The following is a 21,462-nucleotide window of genomic DNA, read 5'->3' as shown; positions in this document are numbered from 1 at the left end:
GTTTTATACTCAGCTCTCATTAGGTCTCTGGATATAAATCTTTCATTTTATCTTATTGAATCCATTCGCCATCGGCATTTACAGCGTAGCCATCAATTGTTGTGTTAACAGCTAAGGCTCCTGAAGAGTATGAATAATACCATTTATCTCCAACTTGGAACCAACCGGTTTTCATTGTACCTGAATTGTCAAGATAATACCATGTATCTCCTTGGCTGACCCAACCAGTTTGCATGGCTCCTGAGTCGTTGAGATAGTACCATGATCCACCTTGATCGATCCAACCAGTTTGCATAGCTCCTGAGTTATCAAGATAATACCATGTACCATTGACTTTCTGCCAACCAGTTTGCATAACACCAGTCTCATCTAAGTAGTACCACGCTCCGTCTTTGACCCAACCGGTCTTCACTTTATCTGCATGATCATAGTAATACCATTTGCTTTCAATTAATTTCCATCCAGGTTTACTATTTTTGCCATCTGCTAATTGATGAGTGATTCCGTTAGCAGAGTTAGATTCAGCCTTAGGTCCGCTTTCAACAACTACTTTGAAAGGAGCTTCTGTTCGGCTAGGCTCTTCCTTAGGAATGTCTAGTTTAGGTTTTTCTTCTGCGATTGGAGCAAGGCCATTCTCATCGCCGACATGTGTAATTGGTGCTCCGAATTCCACAATTTGATCGACAGGTTCTTTGGTTACTTGACTATCTAGAACGGTTTCACTAGCCTTTCCATTTTCAGTAAGAACAGATACGTAAGAAGTGCGTTCACCTAGAACTCCAGCTTTGACAACTTTTTCTTGACCTGCTGGGAGGTTCGTATTTTCTTTTCGAATGACTTTAAATGGAATGCTTTCTGTCTTCACAACTAGTTCAGGTTTGGTTTCAACATTAGCAGCTAGTTCATTTTCATCTAGGCTTCCTGAATGAGTTGCAGCTGGTTTGAGGCCTTGCAGAGCAGCTTTGAGCTTACCTACTAGTGCGTCTAGTTCAGCTTGTTTGCTGCGGTTGAGGTTAAGGTTTAGTCCATCTTTTGCTGCCTTGAGTGCTGCTAGGCTTTCTGTGCTGTATCCGTCTAAGTTTGTAGGGATTTTAGCTAATTCTTCGCGAAGAGCATTATAATTAGCTCGGAAGTAGTCTTTGTTGTGGTCAGCAAAGGCAGTCATGAGTTCAAAGATTTCCTCTTCCTTGTACTCAGCGCTTGGTCTATCTGCCCAGATTGAAAGCATACTTCCAACTGTTGGAAGGTCAACTTCAGGATATTTGGTAGAAGCTAGTTGATTGAATGGTGTTTTTCCAGTATTCTCAATAGCTTTTTTGAGGAAACCACCACCATCTTCTGGTTTTTGTCCGAGAATGTAGTACCAGTCACCGTTGGTATTCAAGAACTTATAACCCTTGCTTGCTAGATATTGAGGTGAAGCAAGGTTGTAGCCCCACCAGCCTTTAGACCAGTAAGAAATCAAGACATCCTTATCGAATTCAGCATCATCCTTGTCTTCATAGTAGAAGCCATCGTTGAAGGCCATTGGTTGTAGCCCTCTTTCTTTGGCCATAGCAGCAAGGCTGTTAGAATAGTCTGCGAACTTGTTATAGAGTCCATACCATTTGAGGTAGTACCAACCTTGGGCGTTGGTCGCATCATTGGCATATTCATCTGTACCATAGTTGAATATCTTTGATTTATCAGCAAAGTAATCCATATACTTACCGATAAGGGCTTTGGTAAAGTTAAGGGCTTCTTGATTTTCAAGGTCCATCGTGGTTTTTGAGACCTTATCAAAGTTGGCTTGAGGATTCGCGATGCCAAGTTTTTCCATGGCGACCAGCATAGCATCCATATGTCCTGGGCTATTAATAGCTGGAATCAGACCAATACCTTTTTCCTTAGCGTATTTGGCAAGTTCTGTCACTTCTGCCTGTGTCAGTGCAGTACCGTTTGGATCGTCGTAGTAAGCTTTAGTTCCTTCGATAATAGCTTTTTTAACGTCATCACTAGCATAGGTTTTTCCGTTGGCAGTAATGGTCATATCATCGAGTAGGAAGCGAAGGCCATCATTTCCTAGAAGGAGGTGGGCATCAGAGTAGCCGAGCTCACTCGCCTTGTCTACGATGCGTTTGAGTTGATCTAGAGAGAAGTATTTGCGACCTGCATCGATGGAAATGACTTTATTCTTATTCAGTTTTTCAAGTTCGCGTTTAGCATCCTCTTCTTTTTGTGCTTCAGGGGTTAAGGCCAAGTTTTTAATAGCTTCTTGAAGGTTTACGATTGCTTGATCAATCGTGTCTTGTTGAGCACGGCTGAGGTTGCTATCGAGTGAACGGATGGCTTTTTCAGCTTCTTTTACAGCAGCAAAACTTTCAGCAGTATAGCGGTTAGAGTCTTTTGGAATAGTTTCTAGTGCTTTTTCTGCAGGTTGGTAGTTGGCTGCAAAGTATTCAGCGTTGGCATTTGCAAAATGACGCATAAGTTTGAAGAGGCGAGATGGTGAATAACGTGCAGATGGGGTATCGGCCCAAGCAGCTACCATACCACCGATGATTGGGACATCAGCTCCTTCTGTTTTGGGTACAGAAGTGATTGGTGTATTTTTAATACCATTGAGCCCCTGATCGAGATTGTACCAACCTTGACCATCAGCGTTTCGTCCGAGGACGTAGTACCAAGCATCGTTGGTATTAAGAATTTGGTGGCCTTTTTCAGCAAGTAGTTTAGAAGAAGCAACGTCATAACCACCCCAACCGCCAGTCCACATAGAAACGATGATATCTTTGTCAAAACTACCAAAGCTTGTGTCGCTATTGTAGTAGATACCGTCGTTAAAGGCCATTGGTTTGAGACCGTGTGATTTTACAATACGAGCAAGGTCATTGGCGTAAGAGATGAATTTCTCATATCCTTTTTCAGGGTAGCCTTCATTTGGATAATATTTATCAGCTTGAAGCACGCTCCAACCTTTAGCATTGGTTGCATCATTGGCATATTCATCTAAACCAATATTGAAGATTTCAGATTTCTTAGAGAAGTAGTTAGCGTATTTGTCAATCAAAGTTTTTGTAAAATCAACTGCTTGTTTATTATTTAAGTCAACAGTTCGTTCAGATTTTGTACCAAAATAATCAAAGTTAGGATTTTCAATGCCAAGTTCTTTCATAGCATGGAGAATAGCATCCATATGTCCAGGACTATTGACAGTTGGAATCACTCCAATTCCTTTATCTTTGGCATAATTAATCAAATCTGTCATCTGACTTTCAGTGAGATGGTTACCATTTGGATCATCGTAATAAGCATTTGTTCCATTTTCAATGGCGCGTTTGACATCATCACTAGAGTAGGTTTTATCGCCCACTTTCATAGACATATCGTCCAACATGAAACGGAGGCCATCGTTACCTACCAAGAGATGAAGATCTGTGTAACCATATTCTTTCGCTTTGTCGATAATTTCTTTGAGCTGCTCAGGTGAGAAATATTTACGTCCGGCATCAATTGAAACGATTTTTCGTTTAGCTAATTTTTCATTTTCAGTTGCAGCACGTTCCTTTCCTACCTCTGTTGCCGGTTTGTCAGCCTCTGCTTTCGTTTCATCTTTTTTAGCTGGTTTATCCTTGTCAGCTTCTGACTTATCAGTCTTGTCTGTATCCGACTCTTTAGAATTAGCCTCTTTCTGCTCTTTCTTTTTAGGGCTAGCTTCCTCTGCCTTTTTATCGGCAGCTTCTTTTTCAACAGAAGTTGGAGTTACTACTTCTTCTTTATCACTAGGAGTTGGACTAACTTCCTCTTGTGTTTTTTCCTCTGTTTTTGGAAGACTAGCTACCTTATCAGTAGCTGGAGTTTCTGTTTCTACAGTTTTTGGAGCTTCTGGTTGAAGCTCTGCTTTAGGTGTCTCCTCAGTCCGATTTTCGGATGGTTGAGGGGAATCGGAAACCGTATGGATGGTCGGTTGGTTTTCTGTAGTAGGAGTAACTCCATCGGCTGCAACAGCCTGTGCTTGGAAGGCAAATCCAATTAGAACAGAAGCTGCTCCTACAGCGTATTTACGAATGGAAAAACGTTGTTGTTTTTCTTGTTTCATTGCAAAACCTCCTGATTGTATTTTATATTGATAGCGTTTACATAAAACAACACCCTTATTTTATTTCTTATATTAACAAGAGTCAAGAGGAGATGATAAAAAACTATAATAAGTATAAAAAAATATAAAATTTAAGCTTAAGATTTCAGATCGGTCGGAAAAGAAACATATATATACTTAGTAGAATTTTTTTAGTCCTATTTCTATAAAATATTCCACAAATTATAGAATCTTCCAAAATTAGGTAAGCGCTACCTTTTTGGTATGGTATAATAAGTATAGAAAAAGCCCAAGCAAGGCTTAGGCTTTCTTCTTAGTGATCACGGTCACATGAAATGAATTTGATTTTGTAGTAATCTGCGCGTTTATATGTTTCGCTGTATGCAAGAACTTGACCAGTAGACTCTAGTTTAGTAGTCTTGGTTTGTAAAACGGTTGGGAATTGTTCATCGACTCCGAGGATTGAAGCCGCATGTTCTGGAGTTGGAAATGCTATTTCATTGATTTCTTCAAAATGTTCATCATTCATGTGAATGTGGTAATCCAATTTGAAACGGTTATAGATAGAGCTATAATATTCAAGATTTGGATAATTTGCGTTGATGTATTGTTCTGGGATGTAAGATGTATGGTAGATGTACACAACACCACCTGTTTCGCGAACGCGTTCAATCTTGTAGTAGAACTGATCTCCGCGTAGTCCAAGTTTTTCTAAGTAGCTTAGTTTATTTCCACGCTCAATAGAAAGGACGGTAACTTTATCATCTTTAGTTTCAAAAACTTCTACATCTGAAAACTCTACGAGTTTGTGTTTGCGTGCGCGTGAAACGAATGTACCCTTTCCTTGTTGACGGACAATATAGCCATCCTTGGCAAGGTCGTTTAAAGCGCGAACAACTGTGATAGAACTAACATCATACATTGCAATCAATTCAGCTTCAGTGTAGAATTTATCTCCACTGGCAAATTGACCAGAAATGATTTTGTTCTTTAACTCATCTTTAATATATTGATACTTTGGAATTGCCATATTTTCACCTCGATTTTCCTTCTCCGTTAAAGATTTTACCATAAAACTGGAAAGAATAGTAGCCTTTTGAATAAAAAAATTAGAATAATAGGCTATAAGGTTAATTTACATAGGAATAAATAGAAAAACCTACATTTTTATACATGGTGCTAAAATGTTGTTATGACTATAGATTACAAGATTTTTATAAGTTTTTTGTGTAAAATTTAGTGAAAAATGAAAAAAATTGTGAAAACCTATTGACAAATGTAAGATATTGAGATATATTTACTATATCAACAAATGAAAGCGTAAACTTTAATTGTCAGAAGGTAAGAATATGACACGATTTGAGATACGGGATGATTTTTATCTCGATGGAAAATCATTTAAGATTTTATCTGGCGCCATTCATTATTTTAGGGTTCCTCCAGAAGATTGGTATCATTCGCTCTATAACTTGAAGGCTCTTGGTTTTAATACAGTAGAGACTTATGTGGCCTGGAATTTACACGAGCCTCGTGAGGGTGAGTTTCACTTTGAAGGAGCTCTGGATTTGGAGCGATTTCTCCAGACAGCACAAGATTTGGGTCTCTATGCGATCGTTCGTCCGTCTCCCTTCATCTGTGCAGAGTGGGAATTCGGTGGTTTACCAGCCTGGCTCTTAACAAAGAATATGAGGCTTCGTTCCTCAGATCCAGCCTATATTGAAGCTGTCGGTCGCTACTATGACCAGCTCTTGTCACGGTTGGTTCCACATTTGTTGGACAAGGGTGGCAATATCCTCATGATGCAGGTTGAAAATGAGTATGGTTCTTATGGAGAAGATAAGGCTTATCTGAGAGCCATTCGACAGTTGATGGAAGAGCGTGGCGTAACCTGTCCTCTTTTTACATCAGATGGTCCATGGAGAGCTACTTTGAAAGCTGGAACCTTAATAGAAGATGACCTCTTTGTAACAGGGAACTTTGGTTCTAAGGCTTCATATAACTTTTCACAGATGCAGGAATTCTTTGATGAGCATGGTAAGAAATGGCCGCTCATGTGTATGGAGTTCTGGGATGGCTGGTTCAATCGCTGGAAAGAACCGATTATCACACGGGATCCGAAAGAGTTGGCAGATGCAGTTCGAGAGGTTTTGGAACAAGGCTCCATCAATCTTTACATGTTCCATGGTGGTACAAACTTTGGTTTCATGAATGGTTGCTCGGCTCGAGGGACTTTGGACCTGCCACAAGTTACATCTTATGATTACGATGCCCTTCTGGATGAAGAAGGAAATCCAACTGCCAAATATCTGGCGGTCAAGAAGATGATGGCAACACATTTTCCAGAGTATCCGCAGTTAGAACCACTCTACAAAGAGAGTATGGAGTTGGATGCTATTCCACTAGTTGAAAAAGTTTCCTTGTTTGAAACCTTGGATAGCTTGTCTAGTCCTGTAGAAAGCCTTTATCCTAAAAAGATGGAGGAGCTGGGACAAAGTTATGGCTACCTACTCTATCGAACAGAAACAAACTGGGATGCAGAAGAAGAAAGACTTCGCATCATTGATGGTCGAGATAGGGCTCAGCTTTATATCGATGGTCAGTGGGTCGAAACCCAATATCAGACAGAGATTGGGGAAGATATTTTTTATCAAGGTAAAAAGAAAGCGCTGTCTCGATTAGATATCTTGGTAGAAAATATGGGGCGTGTCAACTATGGACACAAGTTCTTAGCGGATACGCAACGTAAGGGAATTCGGACAGGGGTTTGTAAGGATTTGCACTTCTTACTAAACTGGAAACACTATCCACTCCCACTAGACAATCCTGAGAAAATTGATTTTTCAAAAGGATGGACAGAAGGACAACCAGCCTTTTACGCTTATGATTTTACAATCGAAGCGCCAAAAGATACTTACCTAGACTTGTCTGAGTTTGGTAAGGGAGTTGCCTTTGTCAATGGGCAGAACCTAGGACGTTTTTGGAACGTTGGCCCAACCCTCTCGCTTTATATCCCTCATAGCTATCTCAAGGAAGGTGCCAACCGCATTATTATCTTTGAAACAGAAGGTGAATATAAAGAAGAGATTCATTTAACTCGAAAACCTACACTAAAACATATAAAGGGGGAAAACTTATGACAATTGTAGGATGCCGTATCGATGGACGTTTGATCCACGGACAAGTAGCCAATCTTTGGGCTGGAAAACTAAATGTTTCACGTATTATGGTTGTAGATGACGAAGTTGTCAACAATGACGTTGAAAAGAGTGGTTTGAAACTTGCGACACCACCAGGTGTAAAATTGAGTATTTTGCCAATTGAGAAAGCGGCAGCCAATATTCTTGCTGGAAAATACGATAGCCAACGTCTCTTTATCGTGGCTCGTAAACCAGACCGCTTCCTTGGTTTGGTAGAAGCAGGTGTACCAATTGAAACCCTTAATGTTGGGAATATGTCTCAAACACCAGAAACTCGCGCCATCACACGTTCTATCAACGTAGTGGACAAGGATGTGGAAGACTTCCACAAATTGGCAGAAAAAGGTGTTAAACTTACTGCTCAAATGGTTCCAAATGATCCAATTTCAGACTTTTTGAGCTTATTAAAATAGGAAAAAATTTTTAGGAGGTCATTGTTATGATACAATGGTGGCAAATTTTACTTCTCACTTTGTACTCAGCTTATCAAATCTGTGATGAGTTGACGATCGTTTCATCTGCAGGTTCCCCTGTATTTGCTGGTTTCATTACTGGTTTGATTATGGGAGATGTGACTACTGGTCTGCTTATCGGTGGTAACTTGCAACTGTTCGTTCTTGGGGTTGGTACCTTCGGTGGTGCTTCTCGTATTGACGCAACTTCTGGTGCGGTTCTTGCAACAGCATTCTCAGTTTCACAAGGAATCGCTACAGACCTTGCGATTACAACAATCGCTGTACCAGTAGCAGCACTTTTAACATACTTCGACGTTCTTGGACGTATGACAACTACTTTCTTCGCACACCGTATTGATGCTGCAATCGACCGCTTTGATTACAAAGGTATCGAACGCAACTACTTGCTTGGTGCGATTCCTTGGGCTTTATCTCGTGCCCTTCCAGTCTTCTTCGCGCTTGCATTTGGTGGTGAATTTGTACAACACGTAGTAGACTTCGTTACAAAATACCAGTGGGTTGCAGATGGTTTGACACTTGCAGGACGTATGCTTCCAGGTCTTGGATTTGCAATCTTGCTTCGTTACCTTCCAGTTAAACGTAACCTTCACTACCTTGCAATGGGATTTGGTTTGACAGCTATGTTGACTGTTCTTTACTCATATGTAACAGGTCTTGGTGGCGCTGTTGCTGGTATCGTAGGTACTCTACCGAAAGATGTTGCTGAAAAAATTGGTTTCGTGAACAACTTCAAAGGTTTGTCTATGATTGGTATCTCTATCGTAGGTATCTTCCTTGCAGTGCTTCACTTCAAAAATAGCCAAAAAGTAGCTGTAGCAGAACCTTCTACACCATCAGAAAGTGGGGAAATCGAAGATGACGAATTCTAATTACAAACTTACAAAAGAAGATTTTAATCAAATCAACAAACGTAGCTTGTTTACTTTCCAATTGGGTTGGAACTACGAACGTATGCAAGCTTCTGGTTACCTTTACATGATCTTGCCTCAATTGCGTAAAATGTATGGGGATGGAACTCCTGAATTGAAAGAAATGATGAAAGTTCATACTCAATTCTTCAATACTTCACCATTCTTCCACACCATTATCGCTGGTTTTGACCTTGCCATGGAAGAAAAAGATGGTGTGGGTTCAAAAGACGCCGTTAATGGTATCAAGACAGGTTTGATGGGACCATTCGCTCCTCTTGGAGATACAATCTTTGGTTCACTTGTACCTGCGATCATGGGATCTATCGCAGCAACTATGGCTATCGGTGGTCAACCTTGGGGTATCTTCCTTTGGATTGCAGTTGCAGTAGCGTATGATATCTTCCGTTGGAAACAGTTGGAATTTGCCTACAAAGAAGGGGTTAACCTTATCAACAATATGCAAAGTACCTTGACAGCTTTGATTGACGCTGCATCTGTACTTGGTGTCTTCATGATGGGTGCTCTTGTAGCAACAATGATCAACTTTGAAATTTCTTACAAGTTGCCAATCGGTGAAAAGATGATTGATTTCCAAGATATCTTGAACCAAATCTTCCCACGTTTGCTTCCAGCAATCTTTACTGCCTTTATCTTCTGGTTGCTTGGTAAGAAAGGTATGACCTCTACTAAAGCTATCGGTATCATTATCGCTCTTGCAGTAGGTCTTTCTGCCTTTGGTAAATTTGTACTTGGAATGGGCGCATAATTTATGGCTAAATCATTAATTTTGGTGAGTCATGGTCGCTTCTGTGAAGAACTTAAAGGTAGCACTGAAATGATCATGGGTCCACAAGACAATATTCATGCAGTGGCTCTTCTTCCAGAAGATGGTCCAGAAGAATTTACTGCGAAATTTGAAGCTGCTATTGAAGGATTGGATGATTTCCTAGTCTTTGCGGATCTTCTCGGTGGAACACCATGTAACGTGGTCAGTCGTTTGATCATGGAAGGTCGTGACATCGAACTTTATGCAGGAATGAATCTTCCAATGGTGATTGAATTTATCAATGCGAGCCTTACAGGTGCAGATGCGGACTATAAGAACCGTGCTGCAGAAAGCATTGTGAAAGTTAATGACCTGTTAGCTGGCTTCGATGATGACGAAGATGAATAAGATGTGACAACGTGAAAATCAGAGGGAAAATAGGCGATAGGAGGATGGAGCGATTCTCCGACGATAATCGATCTTTTTCCCAAAGATTTTAGTTGGAACTCGATTCAATAAGATGTGATAACGTGAAAATCGTTAGAGCATTTTATATAGAATATACATGGGAATGGGGCTTACTCCCATTCCCATATTTAATAGAAAAAGAGGAACTCAATGCTACATTATACAAAAGAAGATTTGCTCGAATTGGGTGCAGAAATCACTACACGTGAAATCTACCAACAGCCTGATGTATGGAAAGAAGCTTTTGAATCTTATCAAGCAAAAGGTGAAGAAATTGCAGCTTTCCTACAAGGAATTGCTGATAAACATAACTATATCAAGGTTATCTTGACAGGTGCGGGGACTTCTGCTTATGTAGGAGATACCTTGGTACCTTACTTTAAGGAAGTCTATGACGAACGCAAATGGAATTTCAATGCTATTGCGACAACAGATATCGTTGCCAATCCAGAAACTTATTTGAAAAAAGATGTGGCAACTGTCCTTGTATCCTTTGCTCGTAGTGGGAACTCGCCTGAAAGTGTGGCGACTGTTGATTTGGCCAAGGCCTTGGTAGATGAGCTTTACCAAGTGACGATTACTTGTGCAGCAGATGGTAAATTGGCTCTTCAAGCTCATGGAGATGACCGCAATCTCTTGCTCTTGCAACCAGCTGCCTCTAATGATGCTGGATTTGCCATGACTTCTAGCTTTACGTCTATGATGTTGACAGCTCTCTTGGTCTTTGATCCTACAGAATTTGCTGTTAAAGCTGAACGTTTTGAAGTTGTATCTAGTCTTGCCCGTAAAATTCTAGACAATGCAGAAGATGTCAAAGAGTTGGTTGACCTAGACTTTAACCGTGTCATCTATCTAGGCGCTGGTCCTTTCTTTGGGCTTGCTCATGAAGCTCAGCTCAAGATTTTGGAATTGACAGCTGGCCAAGTGGCGACCATGTATGAAAGTCCAGTCGGCTTCCGTCACGGTCCAAAATCTCTTATCAACGAAAATACAGTTGTTTTGGTCTTTGGTACAACAACAGACTACACTCGCAAGTACGACTTGGACTTGGTTCGTGAAGTTGCTGGTGACCAGATTGCTCGTCGTGTTGTGCTTTTGAGTGATCAAGCTTTTGGTCTTGAAAATGTCAAAGAAGTGGCCTTTGGTTGTGGCGGTGTCTTGAATGATATTTACCGTGTCTTCCCTTACATCGTTTATGCCCAACTCTTTGCCCTATTGACTTCACTCAAGGTAGAAAACAAACCAGATACACCGTCTCCTACAGGTACAGTAAATCGTGTGGTACAGGGTGTTATCATCCACGAATATCAAAAGTAATACTCTTCGAAAATCAAATTCAAACCACGTCAGCTTCGCCTTGCCGTACTCAAGTACAGCCTGTGGCTAGCTTTCTAGTTTGCTCTTTGATTTTCATTGAGTATAAGACAGTATTTATGAATTCTTGATAAGAGGATTTGTAAATCATACAAGTAAACCATAGATTGTGAATGGACTTTCTATGGTTTGTTTGCTTAATAGAATTAGGAAGAAGGAAAAACGAATGAAAGCATACACAGAGCGTGTGTTCGGAAGAGTTGATGAACAAGATGTCCTAGCTTATTGCTTTGAGACTGATGCTGGTTATCAATTAGAGGTTATGACTTATGGGGCGACTATCTTGCGCTATGTCACACCTGACAAGGCTGGAAACTTTGCCAACGTTATCTTGGGTTTTGATGATTTTGATAGCTATGTAGGCAATAGTCCCAAGCATGGAGCTAGCGTAGGTCCTGTGGCGGGCCGTATTGCAGGTGCGACCTTTGAGCTTAATGGCAAGACCTATGACCTTGAAGTCAACAATGCTAGCAACTGTAACCATAGTGGTTCAACTGGTTGGGATTCCAGCTTGTTTGAATTGGTCGAGGTGAGCGACCATGGCTTGACTCTCTACACAGAGCGTACAGATGGGACAGGAGGGTTCCCTGGAAATCTCAAGATTTGGATCAGTTACCACTTAGAAGAAACTGGTGCCTATGAAATCAGCTACAAGGTGACAACCGATCAAGATACGCTGGTCAATCCAACCAACCACAGCTATTTCAACTTGTCTGGTGATTTCACGCAGACGATTGACCGCCATGTCTTCCAACTAAATACAGAGGGCATTTACCCAATCGCTCCCGACGGTGTTCCTGCCAAAACTCCAGATGCCAATCGTGATGTGGTTAAACACATCTACAATGGTGCTTTGTTGAAAGATATCTTTGCAGAAGAAGATGAGCAAATCCAGCTGGTATCTGGTTTGGATCACCCATTTGCTCTTCCTGCAGGCCATGACAATGCTGGTTTCCTTTATGACCAAAATTCGGGTCGCTTCCTGCTTTTCAAGACAGAGGCTCCTTGTTTTGTGGTCTACACAGCAAACTTTGTGGATGAGAGTGTACTTGTGGCTGGCAAACCAATGGTACAGCACAATGGGATTGCCCTTGAAGCGCAGGCTTTACCAGATGCCATTCATAGCGACCTCAAAGACCAAGTCATTCTTAAAGCCGGTCAAACCTTTACAAGCAAGACACGTTATGAGCTTGTTGTGAAATAAAAGGATAGGAATTTCTACTTTTTGGGGAATAGTATTTACCTTATAACATTAGTAGAAATGGGCAAAGAATAGGAAAATATGATATAATTTAATATTGAAAATACCTGTCCTATCTAAAGGATAAAAGGAGAAAAAAATGAAGAAAATTGTATTTGCTAGCGCCTTGGCTTTGACTTTAGCTGGAGCAGTTTTGACAAATGATGTTTTTGCCAATGACAGACTTGTGGCAACACAATCTGCAGATGGTAGAAATGAAAATGTCTTGAGTTCAGAAGTGCTTAACCCTGCTAGTGGCAATGTTTTGGTTGGATTAAAGGGAGAATTTTTGACTCCAGACCAACAAGCTATCTTAGATGCCATCAATGCTATCCGTAAAGAGGCAGCTGACGAAGGCTTGGTAGATAAGTATGTTCCTATCAAATGGTCGACTGACCTAGAAAAGGCAGCTTTTGCCAGAGCTGCAGAAGCTTCTGTAACCATGGACCATACTCGTCTTTCTGGTAAAGAAATCTGGAGCGCCTTCCCATCAGGAAACAGTGTACTAGGAGAAAACTTGGGTTGGAACCATGATGGTTTTCTAAAAGCTCTTGAACAATGGCGTGCTGAAAAAGCAGACTACGTGAAGAAAAAATCAGGTGATTCAGCAAAAGGTGGCTCTGGTCATTATGAAACTTTGATTAGCCCTAAATTTACACATATGGGGATTGCTGCCTTTAAGAATCCAAATAACCCATATAATGCTGTAACGATTGCTCAGGCTTTTGGTGATGCTGCTACTTCAGAAGAATTGGTAGGCAGTTACGGTCCGGCTATCCAGTATGCAGAAGTGACTTCATCTAACTTGTCAACAGTTAAAAATAAAGCAGTCGTAGTTGAAAAAGCGCTGAAAGAATTTAGAACTTCTAGTTCAGACCAATCTGGTTGGGTGAAAACAGATGGGAAATGGTATTTCTATGAGTCTGGTGATCTGAAGACAGGCTGGGTGAAAACGGGTGGTAAATGGTACTACTTGGATGACCTAGGTGTCATGCAGACAGGATTTGTAAAAGTAGATGGTAGCTGGTATTACTTGAGTAGCTCAGGTGCTATGTTTACAGGCTGGGGTACAGACGGAAATAGATGGTTCTACTTTGATGGCTCAGGAGCTATGAAGACAGGCTGGCTCAAAGAAAATGGAGTTTGGTACTACCTTGATGCGTCTGGTATCATGAAGACAGGTTGGTTTAAAGTTGGCCAATACTGGTACTATGCATATGGCTCTGGAGCTTTGGCAGTCAGCACAACAACACCAGACGGTTATAAAGTAAATGGCAACGGTGAATGGGTAAACTAGAAACTAAAGGAGTTGCTTTAACAACTTTAGATAACCTATATTTGTTACTATAATTTTAAAGATGGAGAGAAGAGATTGCTTCCTCCATTTTTTATTTTTCGTTGACATTTTTTATTGCTAAACAGTTAATTACTTAGTTACTTGATTTTCCCTATCCATTCAATTGTATATCTATCCCTAGAATCTTTTTTGAAATTGATGTATAATGGTAGGAGTTGTATATTTTACCATAAATTAACATACTAATTTAAAAATGTAAAAAGAGGGGAATATGAATTTCAAAACTAGTGGAGAAGAAAGACAGAATTTCTCGTTAAGAAAATTGGCAGTTGGCCTTGTATCTGTAGCAGTTGCGTGTTTCTTTTTGATGGGAACTGGCCTACAGATTGTATCTGCCCAAGAATCTCATACTGTTAACTATACCTACGTTTTAGAGTCGGATTTAACTGACGAAGAGAAGGGTCTCTTGGTTACATCCCTACCACAAGTAGCGGAAGAAACGGACGCTACCTACTATCTGGTTTATCGAGCAAATCAAGTATTACCCAATACGGGGACTAGCTCTCCATTGGGAACTGTTGCCTTGGTGGCGGGCCTTAGTTTATTGGTTGTAGTAGTTCTTAAGGGACGTGATGTCAAGAGCAAGATTAGTCGATTCTTGTTAGTAAGCGCTCTAGGCAGTCAGTTGCTGTCTCCAACTGTCCTTGCTTTGACGAGCGAGACACTAGCTGCTTATAACACCCAATTATCGGTCCAGGCAGGAGATGCCTTGCCAGCTCCGGTTGATATTCCTGGTTACACTTATCTAGGATTTGTAGAAAACAAACCAGCTCTTTCTGTACCGACAACTAGCAAACCAGCAGAATCTACTGGAAATCAAGAGATTAAATTAGAAAACAGTCAATCTAAGGAAGTGGTTACTACTCATTCAGCAGATTCGACTATGGGAACTGAATTTGTCAAGCAATCAAATGACAGCAAGTCTAACTTAGAAAATGAAGATAGCTCAGTAGTAATGACTGTGTATCCTAAAAATGAGGATACTAGTCAGCAAACGAAAGTTCCTCAGAGTCAGGAGAGTAAGGATAGCCATGCTGTAAAAGGTGAGGAGTCAGACCAAAAACAAGAACAGGCTACAGCTCCTGCAACAAATTCAAGCCAAACTGATGGGAATCAAGAACAGTCAAAACCAGTACTGCCAGCTCCGCAAAGCCCAGTGGTAGAGAATCAACAAGGAGGAACATCTTCTCCTGTAGAGCCTCAACCACAAGAAAATAATGAAACTGTAGTGCAAACAAAAGGGACACAAGAGTCAGGTCACGAGGGCGAGGCTCTGATTCAACCATCGCAACCAACGTACACAGCCCCAATTAGCACTCAAGGAACACAAGAGTCGGGTCATGAGGGTGAGTCCCTAGTTCAACCAGCACAACCAGCCTATACGGATCCAATCAGCACTCAAGGGACCCAAGAGTCAGGTCATGAGGGCGAGTCCCTGGTTCAACCAGTGCTACCAGCCTATACGGATCCGATCAGCACTCAAGGGACCCAAGAATCAGGTCATGAGGGCGAGGCTCTAGTTCAACCAGTGCCACCAGCCTATACAGACCCAATCAGCACTCAAGGCACCCAAGAACCAGATCATGAGGGTGAAGCCCTGGTTCAACCAGAACTACCAGTCTACACAGCTCCTCAGGATGAAGTTGTTGAACCAACAGTGCCAGAGTCTACAGAAGTTGTTAGCAGTAAGGGTACCCAGGAAATAGGCCACGAAGGTGAGGCTGCTGTAGCAGAGGCCCTCCCTGAACTGCCTTTGACAAGTAATCATCGTACAGTAACAGAAACCATTCCTCATGAAACTGAAGAAATCGAAGATGCGACCATCTTAAAAAATCGCAGAGAAATTGCTCAGGAAGGAAAAGACGGTTTACGGACAATCGAGTATGAAGATTATCTCGTAGATGGTAAGCTAGAAGCTAGCAGGGAAATCTCACGTACAGAAGTAGAGCCAACCAAAGAGATTGTCAAGGTTGGTAGTCTTGTTAAAACCAAACCAACAGTTGAAATCACTAATCTGGTGAAAGAGGAGAGCAAAAAATCAGTAGCAGTCAACTATCACTTAGATGATCCGACGTCTGCCTTTATTAAGGCCAAGGCCCAAATTTACCAAAATGGAACATTGGTCAAAGAGGTGAACTTGAAAGATCCATCAGCCCAACAAACGATTGATGGATTGGACTACTATACGTCATACAATCTTAAGACTTACCTGACCTATAATCTAGGACAATCTGATCAGGAAAGTACAGAAGTATCAACGAAAGATTTTCAGTTAGACTATAAAAAAATTGAAATCAAAGATGTGGATGAAGTGGGGCTCTATGGTAAGGCAGATGGTCACTACCGTCGTTATCTGAACTTATCAGAAGTACCAAGTGATTTATCACCTTATTTTGTCAAAGTCAAATCAGACAAGATGAAGGAAATGCTGCTACCAGTTAGCTCTATTAAGGAAACAGATGATGGGAAATACAAGGTAACCGTTGCCTTCAATGAACTGGTTCAAGAGGAAGGTTCAACATATAAGGATAACTATAGTTTCACAATTGATAAGCAAAAGCTTGCCAAGGACGGTGTCTATACTTCCTTTAAGAAACTGATTGCTGCCATGCAAGGCGATCTCGCTGGAACCTTTAAACTTGGAGCTGATATGACAGCTGATGAGGTGTCCTTAGCTAAGGGACAAACTAGCTATGTGACAGGAACTTTCACTGGTAATCTTATCGGTGCGAGTGATGGGCAGCCATTTGCGATTTATGACCTTAAGACAACCTTGTTTGATAACTTGACTAAGGCTACTGTGAAAGATATTGACCTTAAAGCGGTAGCGATTAAGAGTCAAGAAGACACAGCTAGCCTAGCAAAAGTGGCTACTAACAGCCAGATCAGTAATGTAGCTGTAGAAGGTCAATTGACAGGTAGCAAGTCAGTTGCAGGTTTGGTAGCGAAGGCTCAGGATACAGAAATAACCAATAGTTCCTTTACAGGTAGCATTCAGGCCAAGCATGTGGATGCCTCTCCTTACTATGTGGGAGGTATAGCAGGGCACTTATCTGGTAATAAGGCTAAGATTGATAAGGTAGCTGTTGATGCAAATATTTCTAGCAATGCCCGCAACAATGACCAATTTGCGGGAGGTATTGTAGGGAAAGTTCAAAGTGGTGCTTTGGTGTCTCATGCGCTAGCAAGTGGGACTATCCTCAATACGACAACCTATCCACGCGTCGGAGGTATAGCTGGTTCTACATGGCAAAATGGCCGTATCCATCATGTTGTTAGCACGGTCAATACTGGAGACGGCTATGCCATCACAGGAGACCAATATAAGGGAGCGGACATCAAAGATGCCAGCACTGCCGAGAACAAGAAGGCCGATCTCTATGCGACCCCAATCACCCAAGACCAGGCCAGAGAAAAGGTCCAGTCTTATGGGATGACAGTGACACTAAACGATACAGGTCAAACACTCAAGGCCAATCAGCACAGTGTGGACTATACTCAGTTAAGCCAAGGCCAAGCTAGTCGAAAAGTTGCTTATCACAATATCGAGAAATTGATGCCTTTCTATAATAAAGAGCTAGTGGTTCACTATGGAAATCAAGTTGATCCTACTGATAAGCTTTATACTACAGAACTGTTGGATGTCGTACCAATGAAGGACAATGACATCATCACAGATATTCAGGCCAATAAAGCAGCAATCAATAAACTTATGTTGCATTTTGCTGACAATACAATCAGTTATCTGGACGTCACTTACAAAGACGACTTCAAAAATACACAAATTGCAGAGTACAGCGTAGCAGGTAAAAACTTTATCTTTACGCCAGAGGCCTTTCTATCTGATTATACGAAAGTGACCAATCAAGTCCTAGCAGATTTGCAAGGGGTCGAATATGACTCAGCAGCCATGAGAAGAGTTCTGGGCATTGAGGCAGATGCTCCACTTGATCCGCTGTATTTGGACAAAGAATTTGAAAAAGTCAAGGCTAATATCGGCGAACATCTCCGTAAAGTGCTAACCATGGACAAGTCTATCAATACGATGGGAGATAGTGTAGCGACCTACATCAGTGAGAAAATCAAGAACAACAAGGAAGCTTTCTTGCTTGGTTTGACCTACCTCAATCGCTGGTACAATATCAACTATGATCACATCAATACCAAGGACCTCAATACCTATAAGTTTGACTTTGATGGCAATAGCACAGCTTCAACCTTGGATACTATCATTGCCCTAGGTCAGAGCGGTATGGAAAATCTCAAGGCATCAAATAATCCAATTGCCTATGAAACAACCCTGGCTGCTGCAAAAGGTCGCAAGACAGTGACTGATTTACTAGAGTCTTACAGAAAACTCTTCCTACCAACTAAAACCAATAATGAATGGTTGAAGACAAATACCAAGGCCTATATCGTAGAGAGTAAATCAGCGATTCCAGAAGTGCGTGCCAAACAAGAGTCAGCAACACCAGATAGTAACTATACGCTGGGAGTCTATGACCGTATTACGGCACCAAGTTGGAAATTAAAAAATATGCTCCTACCGCTATTGACATTGCCAGAAGAGGATGTTTATGTGATTTCAAACCTTTCTACCTTGGCCTTTGGTGGCTACGAACGCTACCGTGATCGTGTCAATAATATAGTCTTATCAGGAGAAGAATTGCGTCAGTATGTCCGTGGCAAGGTCGACCAGTCGGCTGAATGGCAACGAGACCACTATGATATCTGGTATCATCTCCTTTCACCAGAATACAAAGAGAAACTCTTCCGCTCAGTCATGGTTTCAGATGGCTTTGGTATGAAAGATAGCAATAGTAATTATTACTGGGCTACCCTGTCTGATAAGGCCATTGATTCTATCTACAACTTCTTTGGACCAACTGGTAAGTGGTATGGGGAAAGTAAAGGAGCCGGGGCCTATGCCAACGGTTCTGAGGTCCACTATGTCAGCGACCGCTTGTTGGATAAATACGGAACATCAGTCTATACCCATGAAATGGTTCATAATTCTGATGGACATATTTACTTTGAAGGTAAAGGTCGTCGTGAAGGATTGGGAGCAGAGTTGTATGCCTTAGGACTGTTGCAATCTGCTGACAGTCTAGATAAGGATGCTATTGTCTTGAATACTCTCTATAAAGGGGATAAGAATTCACCAACTCGCTTGCATACTTATGATCCGACAAGTCGCTTCACATCAGCCGCAGCATTGCAAGAGTATGTACACGGTATGTACGATGTCTTGTATACCTTGGACGCTATGGAAGCCAATGCCATTTTAACTAAGTCTAACGATGTCAAGAAAAAATGGTTTAGAAAAATAGAGAATTTCTACATTGAGGACAAGTACCATAAACAAACGCATGCAGGAAACTCTGTTCGTCCACTGACAGATGCTGAAGTAAGCAAACTAACTAGTCTGGATGCCTTGATTGACAATGATATCATCAACCGTCGGGCTTACCGTGATAAGAGTGACTATACTCGTAATGGCTATCATCTTATCAGCATGTTCTCACCGATTTATGCTGCCCTCAGCAATCCAAAGGGTGCGCCTGGTGATATCATGTTTAGAAAGACAGCCTACGAATTGTTGGCAGAAAAAGGTTACCAAGATGGCTTCTTACCATATATATCCAACCAATATGCAGAAGAAGCTAAACGCAATGGGGACATTACCTATTCAGATTGGCTCCGAAAAGATGTGGGACTCATCACTGATAGTCTCGTCTTGAAAAATGTCTTTGCTAATAAATACGTTTCATGGGCTGATTTCAAGAAGGATATGTTTGATCAACGTATTCGTAAGCAAGACCAGTTGAAACCAATCACTATTCAGTATGAACTTGGTGTACCAAACAGCAGCAAGGAGATTACAATCCGTTCAGCTGCCCAAATGCAAGAACTCATCGATCAAGCAGTGGCGAAAGATGTGGCTAACATTGATCGTACGACAAGCCATGCTCCTGCAAGTTGGGTACACTTGTTAAAACAAAAAATCTACAATGCCTACCTACGTAGTACAGATGATTTCAGAGAATCGATTTATAAACAATAAGAAAACTCCCTCACGCTATGCTGTCTAATCCAGTCCATCTTGCAGATGGTCAGTCTTTGTGATAGAATAGCATAAAGTCCTTTTGAGGGGGAACTTGCTAGGAAATCCCCAAGCATTGTAACGGATGAACCACCCTCGCCTTTTTGTGAGGGTGGTTTTTCATTTGTAAGCAGAAAATAAGAGAGAAAGAGTGTATAGCATGTCGAGAATTGTCACCATTCATCCAGTCAAGGAAATCCATCGCTATGGTTTTGAGAGTACCCAGGTCTATCGAGCTCGTATAGCACGACATCTAGGTTTGGAATATGTTCACCTGGTTTCGAGTCCTCAGCTTCGTCCTGACTGGAAGAAAGACTTGATTAAGTTAGGATTTTTAGAAAAAGAACTGATATGTGTTCCGCATAGTTTTTCAGATATAGGCCATGCAGACTTATCAGTGAAGCCAGAAAGTTTAACGCTAGCAGATGGAGATCAGGTTGAGCTCAATGAAGACGGTTTTGTCGCCTCTGTTACCCTAGGAGATGGCTCGGGGAGATATTACTATACCAAGGGGCCCTTCTTGTTTGAAGATTTCAAGGAAAAGGAACTGCGTTGGTATCATGAAAATGGAGAACTGGCCCTTGAAGGACGCTTTATCGATCCCTTTAAAGAACCCTCTCCTGTAACCATCTTTTACCCAGAATATATCTACCGCATAGGAGGAGAAATCCGTTCTGAAGAGGACTTGCTGGTCAAGTTCCTAGCCAGATGGGCCCAGCAAACCGACCTCTTCATTCGTGACCAACAAATCGTTCCCAAACCCAGCCTCTGGCGTTACATGGAAAACACGGATAAAAATTACTATGAAGTCGTCCATGAAAATGTCATGCGAGACTTACGCCTCGCCAATCTGCGCAAGACAAACAAATATCTAGTTGCTAGTGAAGTGTTGACTGATACTTTGGCGAAACAAGGGTATGACACCAAGTTTTTACCACCAATGTTTACAGAAAAAGTAGGTCAGCTAAGAAAAATCGGACCTGTTTTGGACTATTGCTTGGTGGGTCATATGGGAGAAGGCAAGAACGTTGAACTTGTCATTGAAGCCTTTATCGAACTCTACAAACGTGGCTCCAAGGCCCAGATTACCTTTTATGGTGGCTCAGAGGAACGTCTAGCAGAATTACAGAATCAATATGATCTTCCGCCAACCATTCACTTTAAAGGTATCGTTAACGAAGTGCCTTATCATCTGCACCAATGCTATTTGTCTGCAAGTTACACAGAGTTATTTGCCAATGCCTGTGTTGAAGCCTTGAGCCAAGGTTTGTTAGCCTTATTATCAGATGTGGAGATTGCCCATCGTTTTTATGCTGGCCAGTCTAATGCCATCAACTTGTTTAAAACCAAATCAGAGTTGATTCAAAAGATAGAAGAGATGGAGCAGCCTGATTTTTATCTATTAAATGAAAAAAATCTAGCCTTAGCCTCTCGCTATTCTCTGGAAAAAGTAGCTCACATATACAGAGAACTATTAGATAGGAACTTCTAG

Annotated in this window: 12 protein-coding genes; 10 read left to right on the top strand and 2 right to left on the bottom strand. The window is 41.4% G+C overall.

Going from position 1 to position 21,462, the window contains the following annotated elements; translation table 11 throughout:
• Positions 1–52: 52 nt before the first annotated feature.
• Positions 53–4,078, bottom strand: coding sequence for a family 20 glycosylhydrolase (locus tag OCF95_RS07300; RefSeq protein ID WP_261105160.1), 4,026 nt, complete (start codon positions 4,076–4,078; stop codon positions 53–55).
• Between the two features lie 313 nt (positions 4,079–4,391).
• Positions 4,392–5,108 carry a GntR family transcriptional regulator gene (locus OCF95_RS07295; protein ID WP_001007193.1) on the bottom strand — a complete coding sequence of 239 codons (717 nt, stop codon included), beginning with the start codon at positions 5,106–5,108 and terminating at the stop codon, positions 4,392–4,394.
• A gap of 319 nt (positions 5,109–5,427) precedes the next feature.
• On the opposite strand from OCF95_RS07295, the gene OCF95_RS07290 reads away from it, so the two are divergent.
• The 10 genes from OCF95_RS07290 to OCF95_RS07245 all read left to right on the top strand — a co-directional run bounded on the left by OCF95_RS07290 (position 5,428) and on the right by OCF95_RS07245 (position 21,462).
• Entirely contained in the window at positions 5,428–7,215 is a 1,788-nt protein-coding gene (locus tag OCF95_RS07290) for a glycoside hydrolase family 35 protein (protein WP_261105159.1), read from the top strand.
• On the top strand, positions 7,212–7,688 hold the full coding sequence (locus OCF95_RS07285) for a PTS sugar transporter subunit IIB (RefSeq protein WP_020903315.1): 477 nt from the start codon (positions 7,212–7,214) through the stop codon (positions 7,686–7,688). The genes OCF95_RS07290 and OCF95_RS07285 overlap by 4 nt, the downstream gene beginning before the upstream one ends.
• A 26-nt stretch (positions 7,689–7,714) precedes the next feature.
• The gene (locus OCF95_RS07280) at positions 7,715–8,620 is read left to right on the top strand and encodes a PTS mannose/fructose/sorbose/N-acetylgalactosamine transporter subunit IIC (RefSeq protein ID WP_023947383.1); all 906 of its coding nucleotides are present in this window, start codon (positions 7,715–7,717) and stop codon (positions 8,618–8,620) included.
• Complete coding sequence (locus OCF95_RS07275) at positions 8,607–9,428, top strand: PTS system mannose/fructose/sorbose family transporter subunit IID (protein ID WP_020903317.1); 822 nt, start codon at positions 8,607–8,609, stop codon at positions 9,426–9,428. Before OCF95_RS07280 ends, OCF95_RS07275 begins: the two co-directional genes overlap by 14 nt.
• Positions 9,429–9,431: 3 nt before the next feature.
• Positions 9,432–9,836: a PTS sugar transporter subunit IIA gene (locus OCF95_RS07270; protein WP_020903318.1), complete on the top strand. Its 405-nt coding sequence runs from the start codon at positions 9,432–9,434 to the stop codon at positions 9,834–9,836.
• Positions 9,837–10,046: 210 nt separating this feature from the next.
• The gene (locus tag OCF95_RS07265; protein ID WP_084950526.1) at positions 10,047–11,213 is read left to right on the top strand and encodes an SIS domain-containing protein; all 1,167 of its coding nucleotides are present in this window, start codon (positions 10,047–10,049) and stop codon (positions 11,211–11,213) included.
• A 223-nt stretch (positions 11,214–11,436) separates the two neighbouring features.
• On the top strand, positions 11,437–12,474 hold the full coding sequence (locus OCF95_RS07260; protein WP_261105158.1) for an aldose epimerase family protein: 1,038 nt from the start codon (positions 11,437–11,439) through the stop codon (positions 12,472–12,474).
• A gap of 136 nt (positions 12,475–12,610) precedes the next feature.
• Complete coding sequence (locus tag OCF95_RS07255; protein WP_049501013.1) at positions 12,611–13,807, top strand: CAP domain-containing protein; 1,197 nt, start codon at positions 12,611–12,613, stop codon at positions 13,805–13,807.
• A 271-nt stretch (positions 13,808–14,078) separates the two neighbouring features.
• Positions 14,079–19,931, top strand: a complete 5,853-nt coding sequence (locus OCF95_RS07250; RefSeq protein ID WP_261105157.1) for a ZmpA/ZmpB/ZmpC family metallo-endopeptidase — start codon at positions 14,079–14,081, stop codon at positions 19,929–19,931.
• Between the two features lie 199 nt (positions 19,932–20,130).
• Positions 20,131–21,462, top strand: a complete 1,332-nt coding sequence (locus OCF95_RS07245; protein ID WP_261105156.1) for a glycosyltransferase — start codon at positions 20,131–20,133, stop codon at positions 21,460–21,462.

Origin of the sequence: Streptococcus mitis (genome assembly GCF_946188615.1) — a bacterium.
Classification (GTDB): domain Bacteria; phylum Bacillota; class Bacilli; order Lactobacillales; family Streptococcaceae; genus Streptococcus; species Streptococcus mitis_BZ.
The sequence above is the reverse complement of the archived record's forward strand: the minus strand, read 5'-3'. Positions and strand labels throughout refer to the sequence as shown.

Excerpts from the sequence above, each read along its gene's own strand:
- OCF95_RS07300 (WP_261105160.1), bottom strand. The coding sequence starts at position 4,078 with ATGAAACAAGAAAAACAACAACGTTTTTCCATTCGTAAATACGCTGTA.
- OCF95_RS07295 (WP_001007193.1), bottom strand. The coding sequence starts at position 5,108 with ATGGCAATTCCAAAGTATCAATATATTAAAGATGAGTTAAAGAACAAA.
- OCF95_RS07290 (WP_261105159.1), top strand. The coding sequence starts at position 5,428 with ATGACACGATTTGAGATACGGGATGATTTTTATCTCGATGGAAAATCA.
- OCF95_RS07285 (WP_020903315.1), top strand. The coding sequence starts at position 7,212 with ATGACAATTGTAGGATGCCGTATCGATGGACGTTTGATCCACGGACAA.
- OCF95_RS07280 (WP_023947383.1), top strand. The coding sequence starts at position 7,715 with ATGATACAATGGTGGCAAATTTTACTTCTCACTTTGTACTCAGCTTAT.
- OCF95_RS07275 (WP_020903317.1), top strand. The coding sequence starts at position 8,607 with ATGACGAATTCTAATTACAAACTTACAAAAGAAGATTTTAATCAAATC.
- OCF95_RS07270 (WP_020903318.1), top strand. The coding sequence starts at position 9,432 with ATGGCTAAATCATTAATTTTGGTGAGTCATGGTCGCTTCTGTGAAGAA.
- OCF95_RS07265 (WP_084950526.1), top strand. The coding sequence starts at position 10,047 with ATGCTACATTATACAAAAGAAGATTTGCTCGAATTGGGTGCAGAAATC.
- OCF95_RS07260 (WP_261105158.1), top strand. The coding sequence starts at position 11,437 with ATGAAAGCATACACAGAGCGTGTGTTCGGAAGAGTTGATGAACAAGAT.
- OCF95_RS07255 (WP_049501013.1), top strand. The coding sequence starts at position 12,611 with ATGAAGAAAATTGTATTTGCTAGCGCCTTGGCTTTGACTTTAGCTGGA.
- OCF95_RS07250 (WP_261105157.1), top strand. The coding sequence starts at position 14,079 with ATGAATTTCAAAACTAGTGGAGAAGAAAGACAGAATTTCTCGTTAAGA.
- OCF95_RS07245 (WP_261105156.1), top strand. The coding sequence starts at position 20,131 with ATGTCGAGAATTGTCACCATTCATCCAGTCAAGGAAATCCATCGCTAT.